Below are 20428 nucleotides of genomic sequence, written 5' to 3'. Positions count from 1 at the left end.
AATCAGCGGTGACCGGAATTCTTATGGCAAAACAATTTGATGTGGCAGTGATCGGCGCGGGCGCGGCCGGCATGATGTGTGCGGCTATGGCCGCCCAGCAGGGCAAGCGCGTGGTGTTGATCGATCACGCGGCCAAGCTGGCCGAAAAGATCCGCATCTCCGGTGGTGGACGGTGTAATTTCACCAATATCAACGCCACCCCGCAGAACTTCCTCTCGGAAAACCCGCATTTCTGCAAGAGCGCGCTGTCGCGCTACACGCCGCAGGATTTCCTCGCGCTCGTGAAAAAATACCGGATCGGCTACCACGAGAAGCACAAGGGCCAGCTGTTTTGCAATGAATCGGCCGAGCAGATCATCGACATGCTCAAGGACGAGTGCGCCGCTGGCGGCGTGCACTGGCGCATGCCGTGCAAGATCGACAATGTTGTCCAGCAAGCGGATGGCGGCTTCGTGCTGCAGACCGATAGCGGCGACATCGAGACGGCCAGCATCGTCATCGCCACGGGCGGCCTGTCGATCCCGAAGATCGGTGCCACGGATTTTGCCTACCGCATCGCCAAACAATTCGACTTGACGATGGTCGAGCCGCGTCCGGCCCTCGTGCCGCTGACGTTCGATGCAGCCAGCTGGGCGCCGTTCGCGGAATTGTCCGGTATCGCCTTGGAAGTGGACGTGGAAACGGGTAGCCTGAAAGGCCGCAAGGCGACGGGCGCGCGTTTCCGCGAAGACTTGCTGTTCACGCACCGTGGCCTGTCGGGTCCGGCAATTCTGCAGATTTCCAGCTACTGGCTGCCAGGCGAGCCCATCGTCATCAACCTGCTGCCGGAAGTGGACGTGGCGCAGACCTTGATCGAAGGCAAGGGTACTTTGAAGAAGCAACTGGGCAATATCGTCGCCCAATGGCTGCCGCAGCGCCTGGCCGACTGTTTGCTGGCCGTCAACGGCCTAGCGCCGGATGCGCGCATCGCCGACATGCCCGATGCGCAGCTGCGCAAGCTGGGGCTGGCCATCAATGCCTGGTCCATCGTGCCGAACGGTTCCGAAGGCTACCGCAAGGCCGAAGTGACGCGCGGCGGCATCGATACGCGCGAGTTGTCGCAGCAGACCATGATGGCCAATAAGGTGCCGGGCCTGTATTTCATCGGCGAGTCGGTCGACGTGACGGGCTGGCTGGGCGGCTACAACTTCCAGTGGGCCTGGGCTTCGGGCGTGGCGGCAGGTATTGCCTTGCAGTAAGCTACTCTGTAAGATGGGGTTCTGGCGCCCGGTGCGCCCACCCCGGTGCGTGGTTTACGCCACATTCCGGCAGCGATAGCAGGCTGCATGCCGCACGCAAGTGGGGGAGGGGCTTCCCTTTCCGAATAAAAGCTGCTACTATCTATCTCTTCCTATACACCACCTCAACGGTTTGAATTTTACATGACCACTATTCGCCTTAAAGAAAACGAGCCGTTCGAAGTCGCAATGCGTCGCTTCAAACGCACCATCGAAAAAACGGGTCTGCTGACCGAATTGCGCGCTCGCGAATTCTACGAAAAGCCAACAGCTGAGCGCAAGCGCAAGCTGGCAGCTGCTGTCAAGCGTCATTACAAACGCATCCGCAGCCAACAACTGCCGAAAAAATTATTCTAAGACTGTTCAGTCAGAACCAACCCGGGTAGTTCGGCGCATTGTTCGCCACGGGTTTTGTTTTGATTCGCCTGGAGTGATACTTCAGATGAGTCGCATACCCGCTCCGGTTCGCCGCAGCGGGTTTTCGCTTTTGTGGCCCGCTGATGGTAGCCGCGCACGAGCACCCACCTACTGACCAACGAGGATTGCCATGAGCTTGAAAGAACAAATTACCGAAGACATGAAAAACGCCATGCGTGCCAAGGAAGCGGGCAAGCTGGGCACGATTCGCCTGTTGCTGGCGGAAATCAAGCGCAAGGAAGTCGACGAGCGCATCGAACTGACGGATGCCCACGTGACGGCCATCGTGGAAAAGATGATCAAGCAGCGCAAGGATTCGATCACCCAGTTCGAAGCCGGTGGCCGCGCCGACCTGGCCGACATCGAAAAAGCCGAGCTGGTACACCTGACGGGTTACATGCCTGCCGGCCTGTCGGACGAAGAAGTGGCGGCCGAAGTGGCTGCCGCCGTGGCCGCCTCTGGCGCCGCCGGTCCGCAAGACATGGGCAAGGTCATGGCCATCGTCAAGCCGAAGCTGGCTGGCCGCGCCGACATGACGGTGGTGTCCGCTCTGGTCAAGAAAGCCTTGACGCCGGCAGCGTAAGCAACAATAGTAGCAAGGGCTGCCAGCCGTCGCGCTGGCAGCCTGTTAACAGCCCACACGTTGACCTGGCTCAACCTCAGGCCACGTGCGGTAGTATAGTCTGACCTATAACAAGACCCGCCCTAGCCAGTGATACCTCAATCCTTCATTTCCGATTTGCTCAACCGCGTCGATATCGTCGATGTCGTGGGGCGCTATGTGCAACTGAAAAAAGGTGGCGCCAATTTCATGGGCTTGTGCCCGTTCCACAGTGAAAAGTCGCCCAGCTTTACCGTCAGCCCCACCAAGCAGTTCTATCACTGCTTCGGCTGTGGCGCGCATGGCACCTCGATCGGCTTCCTGATCGAGTACTCGGGCATGGGCTTTGTCGACGCCGTCAAGGACCTGGCGCAGAACGTGGGCATGGTCGTGCCGGAAGCGGACGACAAGATTCCGCCAGCCCAGCGCGCGCAGATCCAGGCGCAGAGCCTGGCCTTGTCCGACGCCATGACGCAGGCGTGCGATTATTACCGCGGGCAATTGCGCCATGCGCCCGAAGCCATCGCCTACCTGAAGAACCGGGGCTTGACGGGCGAAGTGGCCGCTCGCTTCGGCATGGGTTTTGCGCCCGGCGGCTGGGACAATCTGCGCTCCGTCTTCCCTGAATACGACGTGGTGGCCCTGGCCGAGGCCGGCCTCGTGATCGACAAGGTCGATGAAGAAGGCAACAACCGCAAGCGCTATGACCGTTTCCGCGAACGCATCATGTTCCCGATCCGCAATACCAAAGGGCAAGTGATCGCCTTTGGCGGCCGCGTGCTCGACCATGGCGAACCGAAATACCTGAACTCGCCGGAAACCCCCTTGTTTTCCAAGGGTTTCGAACTATATGGTCTGTTCGAGGCGCGCCAGGCTATCCGCGACGCCGGCTACGTGCTGGTGACGGAGGGTTATATGGACGTGGTGGCGCTGGCGCAGATGGGTTTCCCGCAGGCGGTGGCGACCCTGGGCACGGCGTGCACGCCGACCCACGTGCAAAAACTGCTGCGCCAGACCGATAACGTGATTTTCAGCTTCGACGGCGACAAGGCCGGCCGCCGCGCCGCCCGCCGCGCGCTGGAAGCGAGTCTGGCCCACGTGTCGGACAATAAAACGATCAAATTCCTGTTCCTGCCCTCGGAACACGATCCGGACAGTTATATCCGCGAATTCGGCGCCGAGGGGTTTGAACAGCAAGTGCACGAAGCCATGCCGCTGTCGCAATTTTTGCTGAAAGAAGTGTCGGGCGAGCATGATCTGTCGGAACCTGAAGGGCGCGCCCGCGTGCAGTTCGACGCCAAGCCGCTGCTGCAGCTGATGGCGCCGTCGTCGCTGCGCCTGCAGATCGTGCGCGGCCTGGCGCAGCTGACGCAGTCCACGCCGGCCGAGATCGAAGCCCTGTTCGAGCTGGCCAAGCCTGTTGCCGTGGCGCACCGGGCGCCGCCGAAATCGGGACGTCCCGTGCCTGTCGGGCTGGAATTGAAGATCATGCGCATGCTGGTGGCGCATCCGCCGCTGACGATGCGCATCGACGAGGCCGCCCTGGCCGCCTTCCAGCACTTGGGGCCCGATGCGGCGCACAGCCTGGGGCAGCTGGTGGCCGTGGGCCAGGCGTTGGGCGAGCACGGCAGTTTTGCCGCGCTGGCGCAGCAGTTGAAGGAGCTGGGCAGCGAATACGACGAGATCATCGGCGAGATCGCGGCCGGCACGGAATCCGATTACGACAGCGAATTGTCGTGGCTGGTGAGCACCATCCGCGAGATCAAATTGAATGCATTGAAGGCGGAATTGCAGCAATTGTTTGCGTCGGGTTTGCCATCGGAGAAAATTGGTGTACGCTACCGCGAAATCATGCAGGAGCAGGGGGCGCTGGAACGTGAGCGCGATGCCGAGTTGGTGAATCGCTAACCTTGCTCTGAGGGTATGGCGCGCACTGGAAAAACATTTTTCGCGTGCTATAATTAAATGCTAAGTATTGTGTGCTTTGGCAAGCTAGTTCTGTTTCGTAAATAGTATTTGTTTTCAGTAAGTTAGGCTCTTGATCGGCGCGGTGGATCGTGTCGGCAGCCAGGGCCAACAGGCGCTTTCGGCGTTGCGGGCAAGGCTCGCAGACGCTGGCAAGCCGCGCCAGGCTCTCGCTCCCAACGCGGTCGATGCAGGAATTTTTGCCGAGGCGGCTGGCAACAGCCGGTGGACAGGAATTGCTGCGCTTCCCGCGGATCGTGGCCGATGAGGTGTAAGTAACGTAACAGTGTCGAATTTGCGTAGTCGGCAGGTTCGAAGATGGTGGTTCCCGCAGGTAGACAGGGAACTGGCAGCAAACTTTATCCTAATCCACCGTAAAGCAAGTCGTTGTGTAATCGAAAGCGCCTGTGCCAATCAAGAAACCCGAATCCAAAGCGGCTGCAAAGCCCACTAAAGTTACCACGAAAGCCGAAAAGGCGCTCGACCGGCCAGAAGCGCGCGTCACCAGCGCGCCTGTGGTCAGCCAGACCACCGACGCCGCCACCCTGGCCGCGATCGATACGTCCGGTTATGTCTTGCCGTCGGTAAAAGTGCCAGGCCGCCGCGGCCGCAAGCCTAAAGAATTCCAGCCAGAAAATGATGAAGTCGCCGCCCTGAACGCCGTCGAGCGGGCCGAACTGAAGGCCGTCGACAAGGCCAAGGCCAAGGACCGCAAGGCGAAAGAGCGCGCGCTGCTGAAAGATGCGTTCTCGTCCGATACGGAAGCGAGCGAGGAAGAACTTGAGCGCCGGCGCCAGAAACTCAAGACCCTGATCAAGTTCGGCAAGGAACGCGGTTTCCTGACCTACGCGGAAATCAACGATCACTTGCCTGAAAACATCGTCGATCCGGAAGCCATCGAAGGCATCATCGGTACCTTCAATGACATGGGCATCGCCGTCTACGAGCACGCGCCCGATGCGGAAACGTTGTTGTTGTCCGATAACGTTGCCGTCGTCACCAGCGACGACGAGGCGGAAGCGGCAGCCGAGGCCGCATTGTCGACCGTCGACTCCGACTTCGGCCGCACCACCGACCCCGTGCGCATGTATATGCGTGAGATGGGCTCGGTCGAGCTGCTGACGCGCGAAGGCGAGATCGAGATTGCCAAGCGCATCGAAGATGGCTTGAAAGACATGATCCAGGCCATTTCCGCCTGCCCCGTGACGATCGCCGAGATCATCGCCGCCGCCGACCGCATCGCCAACGAAGAGATCAAGATCGACGAAATCGTCGACGGCCTCGTCGATGAAAACGAACCGGTCGCCGCCGCCCCTGTCGTGGCCGCGCCCGTCGAAGAAGACGAGGAAGAAGGCGAAGCGGAAGAAGAGGAAGAAGAAGAGGAAGAAGAAGCGAGCGCTTCGGGCGCCGCCGGTTTCTCGGCCGAGCAGCTGGAAACCCTGAAACGCACGGCGCTGGAAAAATTCGCCATCATTTCACAGCAGTTCGACAAGATGCGCCGCGCCTTCGAAAAAGAAGGCTACAACTCGAAACCGTACGCCAAGGCGCAGGAAGCCATTTCGCAAGAGTTGCTGGGCATCCGCTTCACGGCCAAGGTCGTGGAAAAGCTCTGCGACACCCTGCGCGGCCAGGTTGACGAAGTGCGCCATATCGAGAAACAGATCCTCGACGTGGCCGTGAACCGCTGCGGCATGCCGCGCGCCCACTTCATCAAGGTTTTCCCGGGCAATGAAACCAATCTCGACTGGGTCGATGGCGAAGTCAACGCAGGACACGCGTACAGCGCCATCCTGGGCCGCAACATTCCGACCGTCAAGGAACTGCAGCAGCGCCTGATCGACCTGCAGGCGAGGGTCGTCTTGCCGCTGCCGGACTTGCGCAACATCAACCGCCAGATGGCGGCCGGTGAAATGAAGGCGCGCAAGGCCAAGCGCGAAATGACGGAGGCCAACTTGCGCCTGGTGATTTCGATCGCCAAGAAATACACGAACCGCGGCCTGCAATTCCTCGACCTGATCCAGGAAGGCAATATCGGCCTGATGAAGGCCGTCGACAAGTTCGAGTACCGCCGCGGCTACAAGTTCTCCACGTATGCGACCTGGTGGATTCGCCAGGCCATCACGCGCTCGATCGCCGACCAGGCGCGCACGATCCGTATTCCCGTGCACATGATCGAGACGATCAACAAGATGAACCGGATTTCCCGCCAGATCCTGCAGGAAACGGGCGCGGAACCCGATCCGGCCACCCTGGCGATCAAGATGGAAATGCCCGAGGACAAGATCCGCAAGATCATGAAAATCGCCAAGGAACCGATCTCGATGGAAACGCCGATCGGCGACGACGACGATTCGCACCTGGGCGACTTCATCGAGGACAACAACACCCTGGCGCCGGCGGACGCGGCCCTGCATGCGTCCATGCGGGGCGTGGTCAAGGATGTGCTCGACTCCCTGACGCCACGCGAAGCCAAAGTGCTGCGCATGCGTTTCGGCATCGAGATGTCCACCGACCACACGCTGGAAGAAGTGGGCAAGCAATTTGACGTGACGCGCGAGCGCATCCGCCAGATCGAAGCCAAGGCGCTGCGCAAGCTGCGCCACCCGTCGCGCTCCGACAAGCTGAAAAGCTTCTTGGAAGGCAACTAGAAGCCAATAGGGCTTGACGTGCGCCCCTGATACCCCTATCCTCGCGTGTCCGTTTCCAAAACGGCCGCGCGAGGCGGGCATCAACAGCGCCGCCACACCGCAGTCCCCGGGCCTCTAGCTCATGCTTGGTTAGAGCAGCGGACTCATAATCCGTTGGTGCCGTGTTCGACTCACGGGAGGCCCACCATTTTTACGTAGCTGCTCATGGGCAGCTATGATCCGCACTACCTCGTCTGCAGGGACGCCCGACTCTTCAATGATTTTTATAGTCGTATGGAAGTCGGGCACTCTCTCTCCATTCACATAGCGATCCAGTGTCTTCTGAGGCACGCCCCACGCCTTCGCTACAGGCAGCACTTTTCTACCTTGCAACGCTCTTGCTATCAATTCCTGATATTCCATAGTATTTTCTCATTTGCAATTAGTCCAAATGGACATTAATATCGCACTTAGTTAGTCCGAACGGACATTTTAATTTGTCCGATTGGACGAAGTTAACGATAGCACAGATGCGTCTGCCGTCAACCATATCGAGCGTTATGCATTGCCATTAGCTGGTCTTCGATATCACGTCGTATCTGTTCTGTTGTTGGAATGCTCGGATATCGAATGGTGGTGTATCCGGCCTGTTTGAGCATGGCGTCTCGCTCACGGTCGTGATGCTCTCGGCCAATGTGGCTGCGGTCATCTAGCTCGATCACTGCGATGACGTTCATTTGTTTGCTGCATAAAACGAAGTCGGCCACTTTTCGGTTGAAGCGATTTCGGGATTGCCAGCCTTCGGCAGTCACAAGCGCGGAAAACGAGACCTGAGCAAGCACGATGCATTCAGGGAGGGCCGAAGACAGCACGGAAAACATTTGCTGTTCGCGGTTTGTCAGTAGCTGTTTTCGCTTCAGTGTTAATGGCCCCGTTGGCTTCTTGCGTTTTTCATTTACGAGGCTGGTGACGATAAAAATGATCGCCATAGCGACGACGAAAAATTGAAGTTGGCTCATAGGTTTTTAGGTAGTTTCATTGTTGGTGAAGTTGTTAAAACCATAGCACAGCCGTGCTCCATTGCTCTAGCGGGCAAATCTACTAAAGAGAGAAGAAAATGAAAAACACTATCCAAATTTTGCATGTCACCCAAGTGGCTGGCCGTTCGAAAAAAACCGGCAATGACTACGATATGCGCATGGCGCAATGCATCGTTCACAAGCCAAACCGCGATACCGGCGTCATCGAGCCGTTAATCGGTGAACTGGTCTTGCCGGAGCGCTTCAAAGACACTCAGCCGGGCATGTATGAGGTCGAATTTGAAGTATCGATCTCGCAAGACAAGCGTGTCGGTGCGCAGGTCTTTTCCATCACTCCAACTTCCGCCGCATCGCAAGCAAAATCTGCTGTCGTGGCCCCTGCCGCTAAGGCGAATCCTGCTCAACAAACTTCCGCGTAATTTTCTATGCCTGTCTGCGTTGAAGGAATGTCCGTCACCACGACGCCTCGTACGCCGGGACTTTCTCCGTACATTCCTGTTCCTTTTCGTAATGATCCCAATGCTTGCACTTGGGTCATGCAAACCGGTCGTGAATACGCTGAGGCGCAGGCTGCTCAACAGGAGTTACAGGATATGTTTTTGCCGGTGATTTTGGTCGTTATTTTTGTCCTCGGCTGGATAGCGGGGGCGCAACGATGATGCTGCTTAAAAATCTCTGGCCCGTTCTGTTTTTGGCTGGCCTGTTTGTCTGCGGCGTGTATCTGGCCAAGTACGTTATTGCCCGTTTTTTGGAGCACAAATAATGACTATCGCCGCTGTCGTTGGCTATGCCTTGGGTGCGTTTGGTATTGGGTATGCCGCTGGCTCGATACAGCGAATTATCCGGCGCTCTATCGAAATTTTGGATTAGCTCTCTTTTGGCGCGTGGCCGTCGTCAATCGTACTCGTAGGCCAAATTTTAAGGACTTGAACATGAACAAAAATATTCTGCGTGGTTTGGCTCTGGTAGGTGCTGTGGCTGTTTCGGCTGGTGCGTCGGCTGCTGACGATCAAGGTGTTGCCGCGATCACTGCATTGTCCGCCACGGCCACTACCTACATCTCGGCAGCGTTCGCGGTTGCCGTCTTGGTCGCCGGTGGTTTCTGGGGTATCAAGATGATGAAAAAGGCATTCTCGAAGGCTGGCTAAGTCCGGCTCTGTGGTACGGGCGACTTCGGTCGCCTTTTTTTTTGAGGAGGCCGCAATGCCTGTCATTTTAAGTTTTCTTGTGATGCTGCTCGTCGTTATGGCTCCTTCATATGCCGGAACAATTATTTTTACCAATGGGTCTACGCGGTATGTCGTATCTTCGCCAGATTGTGCTGGTTTTTTGGAGGCTGTAAAAAAAACGTATTCAGATCCTTCGAAATTAGTTAGTTGTGATGGTCCGGATAGTGGCGGCAATTACACCGTCAGGTTTTCAACTGGTAATGCTGCCCAAATTGGCCATCCGTATGAAGAGTGTGATTTAAAGCGTTTTAATACCAATTTAGATAAGCCGATCGGCCAGCGATGCGAAAGATTCAAATGCAATGACGGTGATGCGCTTGGGTCTTATAAGGTTGCAACAGGTTATTGGCAAATTACTCCGCCTGTACTGAAACAAGCAATTATGTCGGATGGCGATGCGAAAAATTATAAAGTTTGCATTGAGGGCTGTGTAGCTCGTACTACGTCGGTTTCCGCTTGCAATGATTCTCGTACTGTTTCTCCCAATTTGGCATTGGTTAGCTGCAACTTGGCCATGGAAGAAACAAGCCAAAAATGCTCAATTTGGGCTGATCCTACCGATGTGCCGCCATTTAATGGTTCGGTAGGGCCGGGCGATGGTAGCGGTACTGGCACGGAGACTCCTGATCCCAATAATCCGGGAACGGGCACCGGCACCGGCACCGGAACAGGCACAGGCACAGGCACCGGCACAGGCACCGGCACAGGCACCGGCACCGGCACCGGCACAGGAACCGGCACCGGCACCGGCACCGGCACAGGAACCGGCACCGGAACAGGCACCGGAACAGGCACCGGAACAGGCACCGGCACCGGCACCGGCACCGGCACCGGCACCGGAACAGGCACCGGAACAGGCACCGGTACCGGCACAGGAACAGGAACAGGAACAGGAACAGGAACAGGTACCGATACGGGGTCTGTCAAGCAGCCTTGCGGCGCTCCTGGTCAATCCCCATGCCGTATCGATGAATCTGGCACTCCCACTCTAGATACAAAGCCGGGTGATGTATGGCTTGATGAGATTAAGTCGGCAAATAAAAGTGGACTGGATCAAATAGGCTCACTTGTGCAAGAGAAATTAATGTATGGCGATTGGTTTCCGCAGATCAATACGGCTACTTGTTCAAATCCAACTGTATCTAACCCTATAACTGGGGCGGCATATCAAGTAAATATCTGTACGTATGTCGAAATATTTGCAAAATTTATTTCTGGTGTTATTTGTTTCTTCGCCGTGATTGGCTCCGTTCAACAAGTTGCATCTGCTTCTAAGGCTTAAATCATGCCACTCCTCGGAAATTTACTTGTATCCATTGTCACTTTTTTGATTAGTTTCTTTGGTAGATTTATGGTGCTTGAAAAGGCTTTTCGTCTATCCGCAGTGCTGGTTATGTTGGGGTTCTTCGCTGTGGTTATAACTGCAATGGGATCATGCGCTCGCGGTGTGTGCGCGCAGGGTATTGCCGGTATTTCTAATTCGCATCCAAGTTTTGCCGTTGGTCTTGGCATTGCTTTTAACTCTACAACTATGGCGGCTGCTTCTTGTTACGTCACGGTATGGCTTTGCTGCCAGATTTACGTGTTTCAGAAAAAAAGCCTGAACATTGTTGTTAAATAGGCGGTTGATATGGCTGTTTACGCAATCACAGGCAAGCTCGGTAGCGGCAAGGGTAAGGCGGCAATTGACCAGATCAGGCGTTACCTACGTGAAGGTAAGAGGGTGGCGACGAATTGTGACGTCTTCCTTGAGCACTTGATGCCATCGACGGATAAAAGCGTGGTCATACGTGTGCCAGACAAGCCGTCAGCGGTCGATCTGTACATGGTCGGTAGCGGAAACAGGTTCATCCAGTTTGAGCCAATTTTGCAGTATGGCCGCGCTGGTATCACGGCCATTGCGCCATCGCCAAAGTTGTTGCCGGGATTTGATGAACACCACAATGGCGCGCTCATTCTCGATGAGTGCGGTTCCTGGCTCAATACGCGCAATTTTCAGGACAAGGGCAGGGCGGAAATGCTGGAATGGGCCATCCATGCGCGGAAGTATGGCTGGGACATTTTTTTCATCATGCAGAACATCAGTCAGGTCGATAAGCAGTTGCGCGAATCGCTTCTAGAGTATGTCGTGCGGCTGAATCGTCTTGATCGTATGAAAGTGCCGCTTCTGAGCCCTGCCATTGCGTTAATGACGGCTGGCGCATCGTCAGGCAGCATGCCCCGCTTGCATATCGGTGTCGTGCGTTTGGGTGCCTCTCCTGACGGGCTGGTGGCGGATCGTTGGTATTTCCGTGGCGATGATTTGAACAATGCCTATAACACCACGCAAGTCTTTTCTGATAGCTATCCCCATGGCACGCATTCCTTGCTGTCGGCATGGCACCTATCTGCCGTGGCGGGTGTTCCTCCCGATTTCATCGGGCCATTGCAGGCTACGCCTGCTGCCTTGTCACTGTTGCGCCGCAGGGCGCTTCCTCCTAAGCCACCACACAAACATATGTCTAAATTTCTATTCTGTTCGCTGCTGTTGGGCGCTGCCCTCGGTGTTTTTGGATACCACTTCGGCGGCTCATTTTTTGCACATGAGGTTGTGCAGAAAAATGAGGAATTTGTTTATTCGAAGACGATTACAGGCGTCGGCTACATGAATCAGGGGCATAAATATATTGTCAGTTTGTCTGACGGGCGCGTGATACAGGCGTTGCGCTTCCGCTTCGTGGATGGCGGCTGGATAGCGCAGATTGAGCCGGACTTGTGGGTGCGAGGTGTCGCATGAAAAAATGGCTCTTGTTCCTGTTGCTTTCGCCTTGCTTGGCGATGGCAAATAACCAGCCCATCGCCATCAATTTGTCCTCTGCTCCGCTGGTGGCATTTGCGCAGGCGACGTACAAAAATCTTCTCGAGCGCGATTTTGTGATTGCGCCGGATGCGCTGGCGTTGGATCGCAAAATTTCGGTTTCTGTGCGGTCGCTGACGCCCCAGCAATTGCCTGTTTTTATTGAAGGCGTACTTGCTGATCAGGGTATCTCGTCTGAGTTGCGCGACGGTGTGTACTACCTGCGTGCTGCGCAGTCTTCACGCTTTGCGCAAGCTCCGGTCGTGTCGCCTCCACCTGAGGTCACTACACAAAGCGTGTCGTCGTCTGCTGCAGCCTTGTTTGCGCCGCTGAACAGGCTTAAACCAGACGAGGGATATTTTGACGGTGGGTATGCCAGTGGTGGCGCAGGTAATACCTCCGGCCGGCGCCGTGATGATGAGTCCGAGGTATACGCGCCGGCTGGCCGTTCGGCTGATTTTTTGGTGCAGGTTGTAGCTGCTGCATTTGGCCCCCGTAGTGCAGTTGCGGCTGGCAATCAAATTGTGCTGACCGGCAGCGTGTCGGAGTTAAACAAGATGCGCATCTTGCTCGGTGCGCTCGATCAGTTGCCGCGTATGGTTGATGTGTCGGCGTCGTGGGTCGAGGTCACGGATAACGCCAGCTCGGGCCGCGGCATTTCCATCATGGCCAGTGTGCTAGGCGCTAAGTTCGGTGCATCGTTGGGGAGCGTCAATTCGGCGTCTGCGATCAGCTTACGCGGAACAAATTTTCAGCTGGTGATCGATGCGCTCAATACCGATGGCCGTTTCAAACAGGTATCGAACAGCCGGATCGTGGGTGACGACTATCAAAAGATGGTGCTGACGGTGGGCGATGAAACGCCGACGATTGCCAGCACTGGTAAAGACAATTCCGGCAACAGCGTGCAGAACATCGTCTATCGGCCTTCCGGCGTCATTGTCGACGTGCTGCCCAAGATACTCGGTAGCGGAAAAATCAATCTCGCCATCGATGGACAAATTTCCAGTTTTAAGCCAACGGCCAGCGGCGTGACGGGATCGCCCACGTTGATCAAACGCCAGGTCAAAACAGCCGTGACCGTGAACGACGGTGAGGTGCTGTTGATCGGTGGTCTGAACGATGCGCAAACCGTGGATAGCTCCTCTGGCTTTTCGTTTCTGCCATCTTCGTGGGCTGCTCGATCAGGGACGAAGCTGCATACCGATCTGGTGCTGATCTTGAGCGCGCAGGTTCCGCGTACGTCAGAAAAACGGTGACTTGTCACATTAATTCCGGGATGGCTGCACAAGCGGCCCGAAGGGCAAAATCTTTGAGGGCATATCGAAGTCGGCGGTTGATTTTGAAGTAATGGCGCCAGATGGCCTGTGCGCATCGGAGCGAGGAGCGACACGTTTTCAAAGTTTTAGCGGGTAGTCCGTTGCCTCGCTCAGTACCGTGTCGCTGCACGTTGGCCAGTACGGCCCACTCTGAAAAACCGTTTTGAAAGTATGCACATGAAACAGCTTGAGGATGACAAGATGATTGATCTGCTCGGCCCGATTAAACGCGGCAGGGGGCGTCCGGCAACTGGTGCGGCAAAGACCAGTGCACAGCGGCAAAAAGAGCGTAGGGATCGCTTGCGTGACGATGGCAAGGCATTTTTGACGGTACATGTAGATGCGCAGGTGCTGGAAGGATTGAAGGCGTATATCCGCTTCAAGGACATTACGCCGGATCAGGTGATAGAGAAATTATTGCGTCAGCAATTGCTGCGCAAACGGTAGCGGAAAGCTTGGTGCCGCTATCTGCGCGCAGCGCGGGTGGCGGCGCGAAGCGCCGCTAAACTTGTATTAGGGACACTTAAGAACACAGCAGTAGAAATCGCAGTTACGGGCATGGACAGTACAGGATTTCAGACCAGTTTTTGATGGACAAAAAAAAGCCCCAGGCATCTACTAAATGCCCGGGGCCTTCGATAAACCTGCCGTTACAGGACTACCGAATGACCGAATTAGATTATGAAAACGCTTTAGCGTCAATTGATTTCTCGCCTATAGAGCCATCTGCGCAACATCGCCCGGAGTGGTGGGACGATGATGGGATCAAGAACACGTGGAATGACAACTATACGGCCCGTAAGCGCGTTTTTCCGGATGGGCAGTGTGAGGTGACAGTAACTAAGGAACGGCACTTTGTAGGCCCGGCTAGGCTGCTCAAAACGAAGGCCAAGCGTGGCGAGTCCGAGAACCGCGAGGCAAACGATGATGATGCTGGCCGCCGTGCGAAGAAGAACGTAAAACACTGCTGCAAACAGATCGGCGCTGATCGCATGGTCACGCTGACGTATCGAGAAAATATGGTGGATCGTGAGACAGCACTCAAGCACTGGAAAGCATTCTGCCGCAAGCTCGGCAAGCACAAGCAATTTCACTATGTCGCCGTCATCGAGGAGCAAGAGCGCGGCGCGCTGCACTTCCATGTGGCGGTCGCAGGTCGACAAATGTACGCGCTCCTGCGCTCGATCTGGCAAAGCGTCTTGGGCCGTGGGCCGAACGGTGAACAGATGGGGCAGGTCAATGTCCGTGATCCGCATCGCTTCGGCTTTGGCGTTACTGGTGCGCACAAGATCGCCAGCTACATTGCCAAGTACTGCGGCAAAGAAATGCAGTGCAGGGCGCTCGATCAGAAGCGCTACTTCCGCTCTAAGGGCATTGTGGTGCCGGAAGTCCACTCATGGCGTTTGTTGGGCTGCACGTCAATGCTTGGTGCCGCACAGGCCGCTTTTCGTGCGATTGAGGGGCATTGTATGGATGGTTTGCAGACTTGGTGTAACAACGGCCTTGGCGTCGTCTACCTTGCGACCGCTCCGGGCCTACCCAATGATGTGCATGAGTGTCCGTTTTGAATGTTGTATAGTTTATTCAATGCAACATTTGGAGTCGCCTGGCTATGGGAGTTTCGGAGTCGTCGCAGTTGGTTTTTCCGGTGGATGGTGTCATGTATAAAACTTGGGATGATGCAGTTGGGCGTTGGGTGTTGGAGAAGGCTGATAAGGCGTCATTTCACTCGGATTTATGCATTCTGAAATGGCTGGAGCCCCATTTGTCTGGCATGCCTTTGCATCACATAAACCGCACAGTCGTAGATGCACTTACGTTGAAAAAAGTGCAAAGTGGTGTTGCAAATGGTACAGTCAACAGAATGCTCGCACTTTTGCGATCTATATTGAGACGTGCGGTGCTTGAGTGGGAATGGTCTTTTTCGGTACCAAGAGTGCGTTTGTTGAGAGAGCCAACGCGGCGGGTCCGTTATCTTACATATGATCAAGCGCAAAGGCTGCTTGAGGAATTACCTGCACACTTAGCTGAGATGGCGGCATTTTCACTTGCTACTGGATTGCGAAAATCCAACGTGACCGGTCTGCAATGGGAGCAAGTGGATTTGTTGCGGGGTCTTGCTTGGGTACATCCTGATCAATCAAAGAGTCGTAGGGCAATTCCAGTTCCTCTTAATGCTGACGCCATGCGAGTTTTGGCTTTGCGGGTTGGAAGGAATCCGAGATTCGTATTTGCTTTAAAAGGGGATTCTATTGCGCGAATTAATAATTCAGCTTGGAAAAATGCATTAAAGAGTGCGGATATCGCTGACTTTCGGTGGCATGATCTTCGGCATACTTGGGCAAGTTGGCATGTTCAAAATGGCACACCTTTGAATGTCTTGCAGGAACTTGGCGGCTGGGAAAGTCCGCAAATGGTTAGGCGGTACGCACATTTTTCTGCCGAACATCTTTCTGTTTACTCTTGCAATCTCCCTTCATTAATTTTAGATAATGATTTTTAGTGTATTGAATCATTTAGCAATGCAATATAGTCGATTGAATGCATTTTATGTCAATTTGGAGTTGTGCTGTTTTTATATGAGAATTAAATTATGAATGAGGAAATAGTGTCAAGTGCAGCCCCATCAATTGTTGAGAAATTCACAATAGAAGGACTTTATGGTTATAGAACAATAAGTCTTTTCTCAAAATATGCTGCGACGGTTCTAATTGCAAAAAACGGATCGGGAAAAACTACACTGCTGGGTGTCTTAGATTCATTTTTAACCCGACAATTTTCTCGTCTCCAAGATTTAGCTTTCGATAGAATTGTTTGTAAGTTGAAGGATCATGAGGAAGAGTTGATTTTACTTGCTTCTGATATTGCCTCAATGTCTCAATTTTCCGGTAATGCGGAAATTTTTAAGTCCTCTAGTAGATTTAGTATTGACCCTTCTGCATTCGTTGACTTTTTAGATAATGAGTATATTCATTTGCGTAAGCGTGGCGAATTAAACGAAAATCCAGTTTTTGATAAGGTTTTGAGAGGAATTGGTTATAGCATGAGGGAAGCAGTGAGAGTCTGTGATAGGGCTATTGAGTCTCTCAGAGGTAGAAATGCTAATATTGATAAAATTAGTGATGTTATAGGTGCTGTGTTAAAAGGCATTGAGGTTGTTTATCTCCCGACTTATAGGCGTATTGAGTTGCCGTTAAATAAGGAAGGAAGTGATGCCACTACTCGTAGTGGTAGAAAGAAAAGCGTTAATTCTCGCTTAGGTATTTCTGGGCGTAGTATATTTGGTTCTGATATTCAGTTTGGTATATCTGATATTTCGGATAAGTTATTTTCTCTCAATCAAGAAATACTTTCCAAGTCAAATCAGGGTTATAGAGAAGCTAGCGCAAATATTATAAATGAATTAATAAATGGCGTATTTGATAAAGATGATGCCGTTGTGCAAAGAAGGCCAACAAAAGAAGCATTAAATTTGTTCTTTTCCAGATTGTCGGATACGCGAGGTGTATATCCTGTTGTTGATCATGTAATGGTGCCAGATATTGATAAAATATATGGTGGAGTGAATGATATACCAACTGAATCAAATAAGTTTTTGACTTATTATTTAAGTAAGTTGCATAACGTAATTGAGACTACAAAAGACATTGAGCGTGTTGTTGAGGAGTTTATTCGGAATTGTAATAATTATTTATCCTCAGAGGATGAGAGTACACGTCTTCCTGAGGGGGAGGGAAGCAGTCCTAGTTTTGTCGAGGATGGAAAAGTATTGACGCTTGATCGCCAAAATTTGAGCGTCAGTGTTAAAAGTATGATTACAAAAAAGCCGATAAATTTAGATGCTTTATCGTCGGGGGAGAAGCAGATGATTTCGTTATTTGCTCGGCTTTATCTTTATTCCGGAAAAAAAATTATACTTATAGATGAACCTGAATTGTCGCTTTCTATTGATTGGCAAAAAAGAATTTTGCCTGATGTAATTAATGCCCCTAATTGTGCTCAAGTTATTGCTATAACTCATTCTCCTTTTATTTTTGACAATGATTTGGAGCCTTATGCTCGTGCTCTCTATACGAAAATAGATAATGTTGTGTCCTCTGATATAGGTCCTTCTGAGGCGGAGGAATCTTATGAGTAGTGATGTAGAGCAGGAAAAGGATTTGATTTTACAAGATCAGAATGACGCATACCTGAAGAGAATGAAAGATTCTAAAGGTGAGCCTGCTGTTTTGAAGGCAAGATTCGTAACTCTTCGTTCACATCTTCCTGATGGTTTTGTGTTTGCGTTTGAAGGGAATGATGATAAGACAGTGTATTCGCATTGGATTAGGAAGCTTTCTCCAGGGTTGATTTATGAGCATTTTCTTTGTAACGGAAAATTTTTTGTTCTGCAGTTGAAGGGAATACTTGAACGCGATCTAAATGGCCTAGATAAGCAAGTGTATTTTTTTGTTGATAGAGATTTTGATGACTTGCAGGGCTCCGAAGCGACAGATAGAATTTTTATGACGGATCAGTATTCGATTGAAAATTATCTTGTGTGCGAAAGTGTCGTCGATGAAGTTCTTAAGCATGAAGTACATTGTCATTCTGAACCAAAAATACGTCGTTCTATAGTGGATTTGTTTTCTAAAGCTTATTCTCAATTTTTGAATGTGACTAAGGAACATAATCATTACCTGTTTGCTGTTAGAAGGATTGGAATTGATGCGACTCCAACAGGGAGTGTCAATCGGCTAGTAGAGGTAAGAATCGATGAGGTAACGCGTTGTGATGTATCAGTGTTTAGTGCAATCGGAGCAGTGCGACCGCTGACAGATGAGGAGTTGGAGGGTTACCGCGAAGAGTTTGAAGCTTTGACTCCAACTCAACGGTATAGAGGTAAATTTGCTTACATCTTCTTGATGAGGTGGCTCCAGCGCGTTTGCTTTGAGCGGAACGCTGAAGAATCTGACCATTTTTCTGGCATAATGAACTTCTCTGAGGCGCGGGCGGCTTCGCCTACGCTCGATAGTTTGGCTGCGAAGTCTCTACCTCCATGCGGGTTGGGTGAATTTTTGACTCGATGCGAAAGAGAGGCGGCATAGCTTTTATACAAGTTTCGGTGTCTCTGTGACAACATTGTGTTGTCGCGGCCTTGGCTTACCTTATAGTGAAAATTCATGGCTATTTTTAAATATCAGAGTTTTCTGATCAATTCTGATCATTCTGCATTCGATCAGTTTTATGCTCCTGGGACTGCTACTCCTTACAGTGGTATCTACCGTTGCGAAGGCTGTGGAGTTAATGAAGTATCAACTTTTTCTCATCCGTTACCTCCGCAAAATCATCACCAACATAGTCCAGAGCAGGGACCCGTTCGGTGGCGTCTAGTTGTTGCCACGAAATAGTCAGCTCGATTTGTTGGTGAAATGATATTTTTTGTGGAAATTTTCGATTTGCTTGATGACGCATGGGTCTCATAATCCGTTGGTGCCGTGTTCGACTCACGGGAGGCCCACCAGAATTTAGCAAGAATAGAACGAGCCCCGACAGGTGACTGCCGGGGCTTTTTTCGTGCTGTCGTACAATCGCGGCATAGCGATTGATGAAGGATGAAACGAGATGACGGCTGAAGTGAGGATTGACGATATCGTGGTGGGTGATGGCAAGGCGGCGGCGCGCGGCGCGCTGGTGACTGCGCATTACCGGGGCTGGCTGGAAGATGGGACGGAGTTTGACTCGTCGCACAAGCGGGGCGAGCCTTTTCGCTGTGTGTTGAGCAATAACAAGGTCATCCAAGGCTGGATTCTGGGACTGAACGGCATGCAGGTCGGCGGCAAGCGCAAGCTGTGGGTGCCGGCGGCGCTGGCGTATGGCGAGCGGCAGGTGGGGTTGATTCCGCCGCATTCCAATTTGATCTTCGAGATTGAATTGCTGGAAGTGCTGACGCGCGATTGATGCCTGGATGGTGTCATCAGGCAGATACGACGCCGGCTTTTTTCAGCAGCAGTTGCTCGATGTCGGCGCGCAGCGCCTGCTGGGTGGGAAAGTTTGCATAGCGCAAGGTCACATAGCCGGCTAGCCTGAGCATGGCGTCGCGCTCCCTGTCCTGGCGTTCTCGGCCTGCATGGCTGCGGTCATCGAGCTCGATCACGGCGATGACGTGCAGTTGCTGGCTGCACAGCACAAAATCGGCCACCTTGCGGTCGAAACGGTTTCTGTTTGCCCATCCTTTTGCCGTCACCAGCGCGGAAAACGCCACTTGGGCCAGCACCGTGCATTCCGTAAGCGTCTTCCTAGCACCGTCTGGACTGCCTGACCAGCGTCATCCATGATCGAATTTTGGCACGGTATTTGTGCCCACAATTTTGGATTATGGACACAAATTTTCAACCGATCATTTCCACGAATGCACGTGGTCACTATCGTCAGCATCCATTGGAGTTCAAGCGTGCCTTGGTGGCGCTGTCGCTGGAGCCTGGCGCCTCGGTCGCGCGCATCGCGCGTGAGCACTGCGTGAATGCCAATCAGGTCTTTAGCTGGCGCCGACTATATCAACAAGGACGCCTTGGCGTACCTGCGTCGGTACGAGATGATGGCCTGTTGCCGGTGGTGCTGGCGCCAACAGCGCCTGCACCAAGCAACACCAGCTCCGATGCCGACGGCGTTATCGTGCTTGAGTTGGGCGAGGTCCGCGTGCGGATCGAAGGCCAGCCCAATGCGACCATATTGGCGCAGGTGTTAGATCGGGTGCTGCGATGATCGGTCTGCCCGCTGGTACAAAGGTTTGGCTTGCCGCCGGAAGCACCGACATGCGTTCCGGCTTCAATGGCCTGGCGGCGAAAGTACAGACGGCGCTGAAGGAAGATCCATTCAGCGGCCATGTGTTTGTATTCCGAGGCCGGCGCGGCGACCTCATCAAATTACTGTGGTGGAGCGGCGATGGCCTGTGTCTACTGGCCAAACGGCTTGAGCGGGGCCGCTTCATCTGGCCGCAAGCGACCAACGGTTCTGTGGCGCTGACGCAAGCGCAGCTGTCGATGCTGCTCGAAGGCATAGATTGGCGACGGCCGGAACGCACCTGGAAGCCGACGTCGGCCTTGTAAACGTCATAAGCCTCGCGTAAACTTGGCGC

Annotated in this window: 23 protein-coding genes and 1 tRNA gene; 21 read left to right on the top strand and 3 right to left on the bottom strand. The window is 53.4% G+C overall.

Annotated elements, in window-relative coordinates; all coding sequences use genetic code 11:
- Positions 1–23: 23 nt before the first annotated feature.
- From KO538_RS06775 to KO538_RS06750, 6 genes are all read left to right on the top strand, one after another.
- The gene (locus KO538_RS06775; RefSeq protein ID WP_219327845.1) at positions 24–1238 is read left to right on the top strand and encodes an NAD(P)/FAD-dependent oxidoreductase; all 1215 of its coding nucleotides are present in this window, start codon (positions 24–26) and stop codon (positions 1236–1238) included.
- A gap of 183 nt (positions 1239–1421) precedes the next feature.
- Entirely contained in the window at positions 1422–1634 is a 213-nt protein-coding gene (gene rpsU / locus KO538_RS06770) for a 30S ribosomal protein S21 (protein ID WP_008451879.1), read from the top strand.
- Positions 1635–1824: 190 nt separating this feature from the next.
- Positions 1825–2277 carry a GatB/YqeY domain-containing protein gene (locus tag KO538_RS06765; RefSeq protein ID WP_034746974.1) on the top strand — a complete coding sequence of 151 codons (453 nt, stop codon included), beginning with the start codon at positions 1825–1827 and terminating at the stop codon, positions 2275–2277.
- A gap of 129 nt (positions 2278–2406) precedes the next feature.
- Positions 2407–4203 (top strand): DNA primase, encoded by a 1797-nt coding sequence (gene dnaG / locus KO538_RS06760; RefSeq protein ID WP_034746977.1) that lies wholly within the window; start codon positions 2407–2409, stop codon positions 4201–4203.
- Between the two features lie 464 nt (positions 4204–4667).
- Positions 4668–6908, top strand: a complete 2241-nt coding sequence (gene rpoD / locus KO538_RS06755; RefSeq protein WP_034746980.1) for an RNA polymerase sigma factor RpoD — start codon at positions 4668–4670, stop codon at positions 6906–6908.
- A 108-nt stretch (positions 6909–7016) separates the two neighbouring features.
- A tRNA-Ile gene (locus KO538_RS06750) sits at positions 7017–7095 on the top strand.
- Between the two features lie 334 nt (positions 7096–7429).
- On the opposite strand, the gene KO538_RS06745 is transcribed toward KO538_RS06750, so the two are convergent.
- The gene (locus KO538_RS06745) at positions 7430–7906 is read right to left on the bottom strand and encodes a DUF2726 domain-containing protein (RefSeq protein WP_219327844.1); all 477 of its coding nucleotides are present in this window, start codon (positions 7904–7906) and stop codon (positions 7430–7432) included.
- A 98-nt stretch (positions 7907–8004) separates the two neighbouring features.
- Between KO538_RS06745 and KO538_RS06740 the strand changes: the two genes are divergently transcribed.
- From KO538_RS06740 to KO538_RS06685, 12 genes are all read left to right on the top strand, one after another.
- On the top strand, positions 8005–8346 hold the full coding sequence (locus tag KO538_RS06740) for a hypothetical protein (protein WP_254798541.1): 342 nt from the start codon (positions 8005–8007) through the stop codon (positions 8344–8346).
- A 27-nt stretch (positions 8347–8373) separates the two neighbouring features.
- The gene (locus KO538_RS06735; RefSeq protein ID WP_139248415.1) at positions 8374–8586 is read left to right on the top strand and encodes a hypothetical protein; all 213 of its coding nucleotides are present in this window, start codon (positions 8374–8376) and stop codon (positions 8584–8586) included.
- 273 nt (positions 8587–8859) lie between these two features.
- On the top strand, positions 8860–9075 hold the full coding sequence (locus KO538_RS06730; protein WP_072455137.1) for a major coat protein: 216 nt from the start codon (positions 8860–8862) through the stop codon (positions 9073–9075).
- 55 nt (positions 9076–9130) lie between these two features.
- On the top strand, positions 9131–10438 hold the full coding sequence (locus tag KO538_RS06725) for a hypothetical protein (RefSeq protein WP_219327843.1): 1308 nt from the start codon (positions 9131–9133) through the stop codon (positions 10436–10438).
- A gap of 3 nt (positions 10439–10441) precedes the next feature.
- On the top strand, positions 10442–10777 hold the full coding sequence (locus KO538_RS06720) for a hypothetical protein (protein ID WP_139248416.1): 336 nt from the start codon (positions 10442–10444) through the stop codon (positions 10775–10777).
- 9 nt (positions 10778–10786) lie between these two features.
- Positions 10787–11932 carry a zonular occludens toxin domain-containing protein gene (locus tag KO538_RS06715; RefSeq protein WP_219327842.1) on the top strand — a complete coding sequence of 382 codons (1146 nt, stop codon included), beginning with the start codon at positions 10787–10789 and terminating at the stop codon, positions 11930–11932.
- On the top strand, positions 11929–13251 hold the full coding sequence (locus tag KO538_RS06710) for a type II secretion system protein GspD (RefSeq protein ID WP_072455138.1): 1323 nt from the start codon (positions 11929–11931) through the stop codon (positions 13249–13251). The genes KO538_RS06715 and KO538_RS06710 overlap by 4 nt, the downstream gene beginning before the upstream one ends.
- 237 nt (positions 13252–13488) lie before the next feature.
- Positions 13489–13758: a hypothetical protein gene (locus KO538_RS06705; RefSeq protein WP_139248417.1), complete on the top strand. Its 270-nt coding sequence runs from the start codon at positions 13489–13491 to the stop codon at positions 13756–13758.
- A 218-nt stretch (positions 13759–13976) separates the two neighbouring features.
- Complete coding sequence (locus KO538_RS06700) at positions 13977–14879, top strand: hypothetical protein (protein WP_219327841.1); 903 nt, start codon at positions 13977–13979, stop codon at positions 14877–14879.
- Between the two features lie 92 nt (positions 14880–14971).
- The gene (locus KO538_RS06695) at positions 14972–15814 is read left to right on the top strand and encodes a site-specific integrase (protein ID WP_257620207.1); all 843 of its coding nucleotides are present in this window, start codon (positions 14972–14974) and stop codon (positions 15812–15814) included.
- A 90-nt stretch (positions 15815–15904) separates the two neighbouring features.
- Positions 15905–17449 (top strand): AAA family ATPase, encoded by a 1545-nt coding sequence (locus KO538_RS06690; protein ID WP_219327840.1) that lies wholly within the window; start codon positions 15905–15907, stop codon positions 17447–17449.
- Positions 17442–18398, top strand: a complete 957-nt coding sequence (locus tag KO538_RS06685; RefSeq protein WP_219327839.1) for a DUF4435 domain-containing protein — start codon at positions 17442–17444, stop codon at positions 18396–18398. Before KO538_RS06690 ends, KO538_RS06685 begins: the two co-directional genes overlap by 8 nt.
- Before the next feature lie 196 nt (positions 18399–18594).
- Here KO538_RS06685 and KO538_RS06680 read toward each other — a convergent pair whose 3' ends face one another.
- The gene (locus KO538_RS06680) at positions 18595–18765 is read right to left on the bottom strand and encodes a hypothetical protein (protein WP_219327838.1); all 171 of its coding nucleotides are present in this window, start codon (positions 18763–18765) and stop codon (positions 18595–18597) included.
- Between the two features lie 150 nt (positions 18766–18915).
- Here KO538_RS06680 and KO538_RS06675 point away from each other — a divergent pair, with 150 nt between their 5' ends.
- On the top strand, positions 18916–19251 hold the full coding sequence (locus KO538_RS06675; RefSeq protein ID WP_219327837.1) for an FKBP-type peptidyl-prolyl cis-trans isomerase: 336 nt from the start codon (positions 18916–18918) through the stop codon (positions 19249–19251).
- A 16-nt stretch (positions 19252–19267) separates the two neighbouring features.
- Here the strand turns inward: KO538_RS06675 and KO538_RS06670 are convergent, their stop codons facing one another.
- Positions 19268–19567, bottom strand: a complete 300-nt coding sequence (locus tag KO538_RS06670; RefSeq protein ID WP_219327836.1) for a DUF2726 domain-containing protein — start codon at positions 19565–19567, stop codon at positions 19268–19270.
- A 101-nt stretch (positions 19568–19668) separates the two neighbouring features.
- Here KO538_RS06670 and KO538_RS06665 point away from each other — a divergent pair, with 101 nt between their 5' ends.
- On the top strand, positions 19669–20055 hold the full coding sequence (locus KO538_RS06665) for a transposase (protein WP_219327835.1): 387 nt from the start codon (positions 19669–19671) through the stop codon (positions 20053–20055).
- Positions 20052–20399 (top strand): IS66 family insertion sequence element accessory protein TnpB, encoded by a 348-nt coding sequence (tnpB, locus tag KO538_RS06660; protein WP_219327834.1) that lies wholly within the window; start codon positions 20052–20054, stop codon positions 20397–20399. Before KO538_RS06665 ends, tnpB begins: the two co-directional genes overlap by 4 nt.
- Positions 20400–20428: the final 29 nt, after the last annotated feature.

The organism is Janthinobacterium sp. NKUCC08_JDC (assembly GCF_019345575.1).
GTDB lineage: Bacteria > Pseudomonadota > Gammaproteobacteria > Burkholderiales > Burkholderiaceae_D > Janthinobacterium > Janthinobacterium aestuarii.
This window is presented reverse-complemented; position numbering and strand designations above follow the sequence as displayed.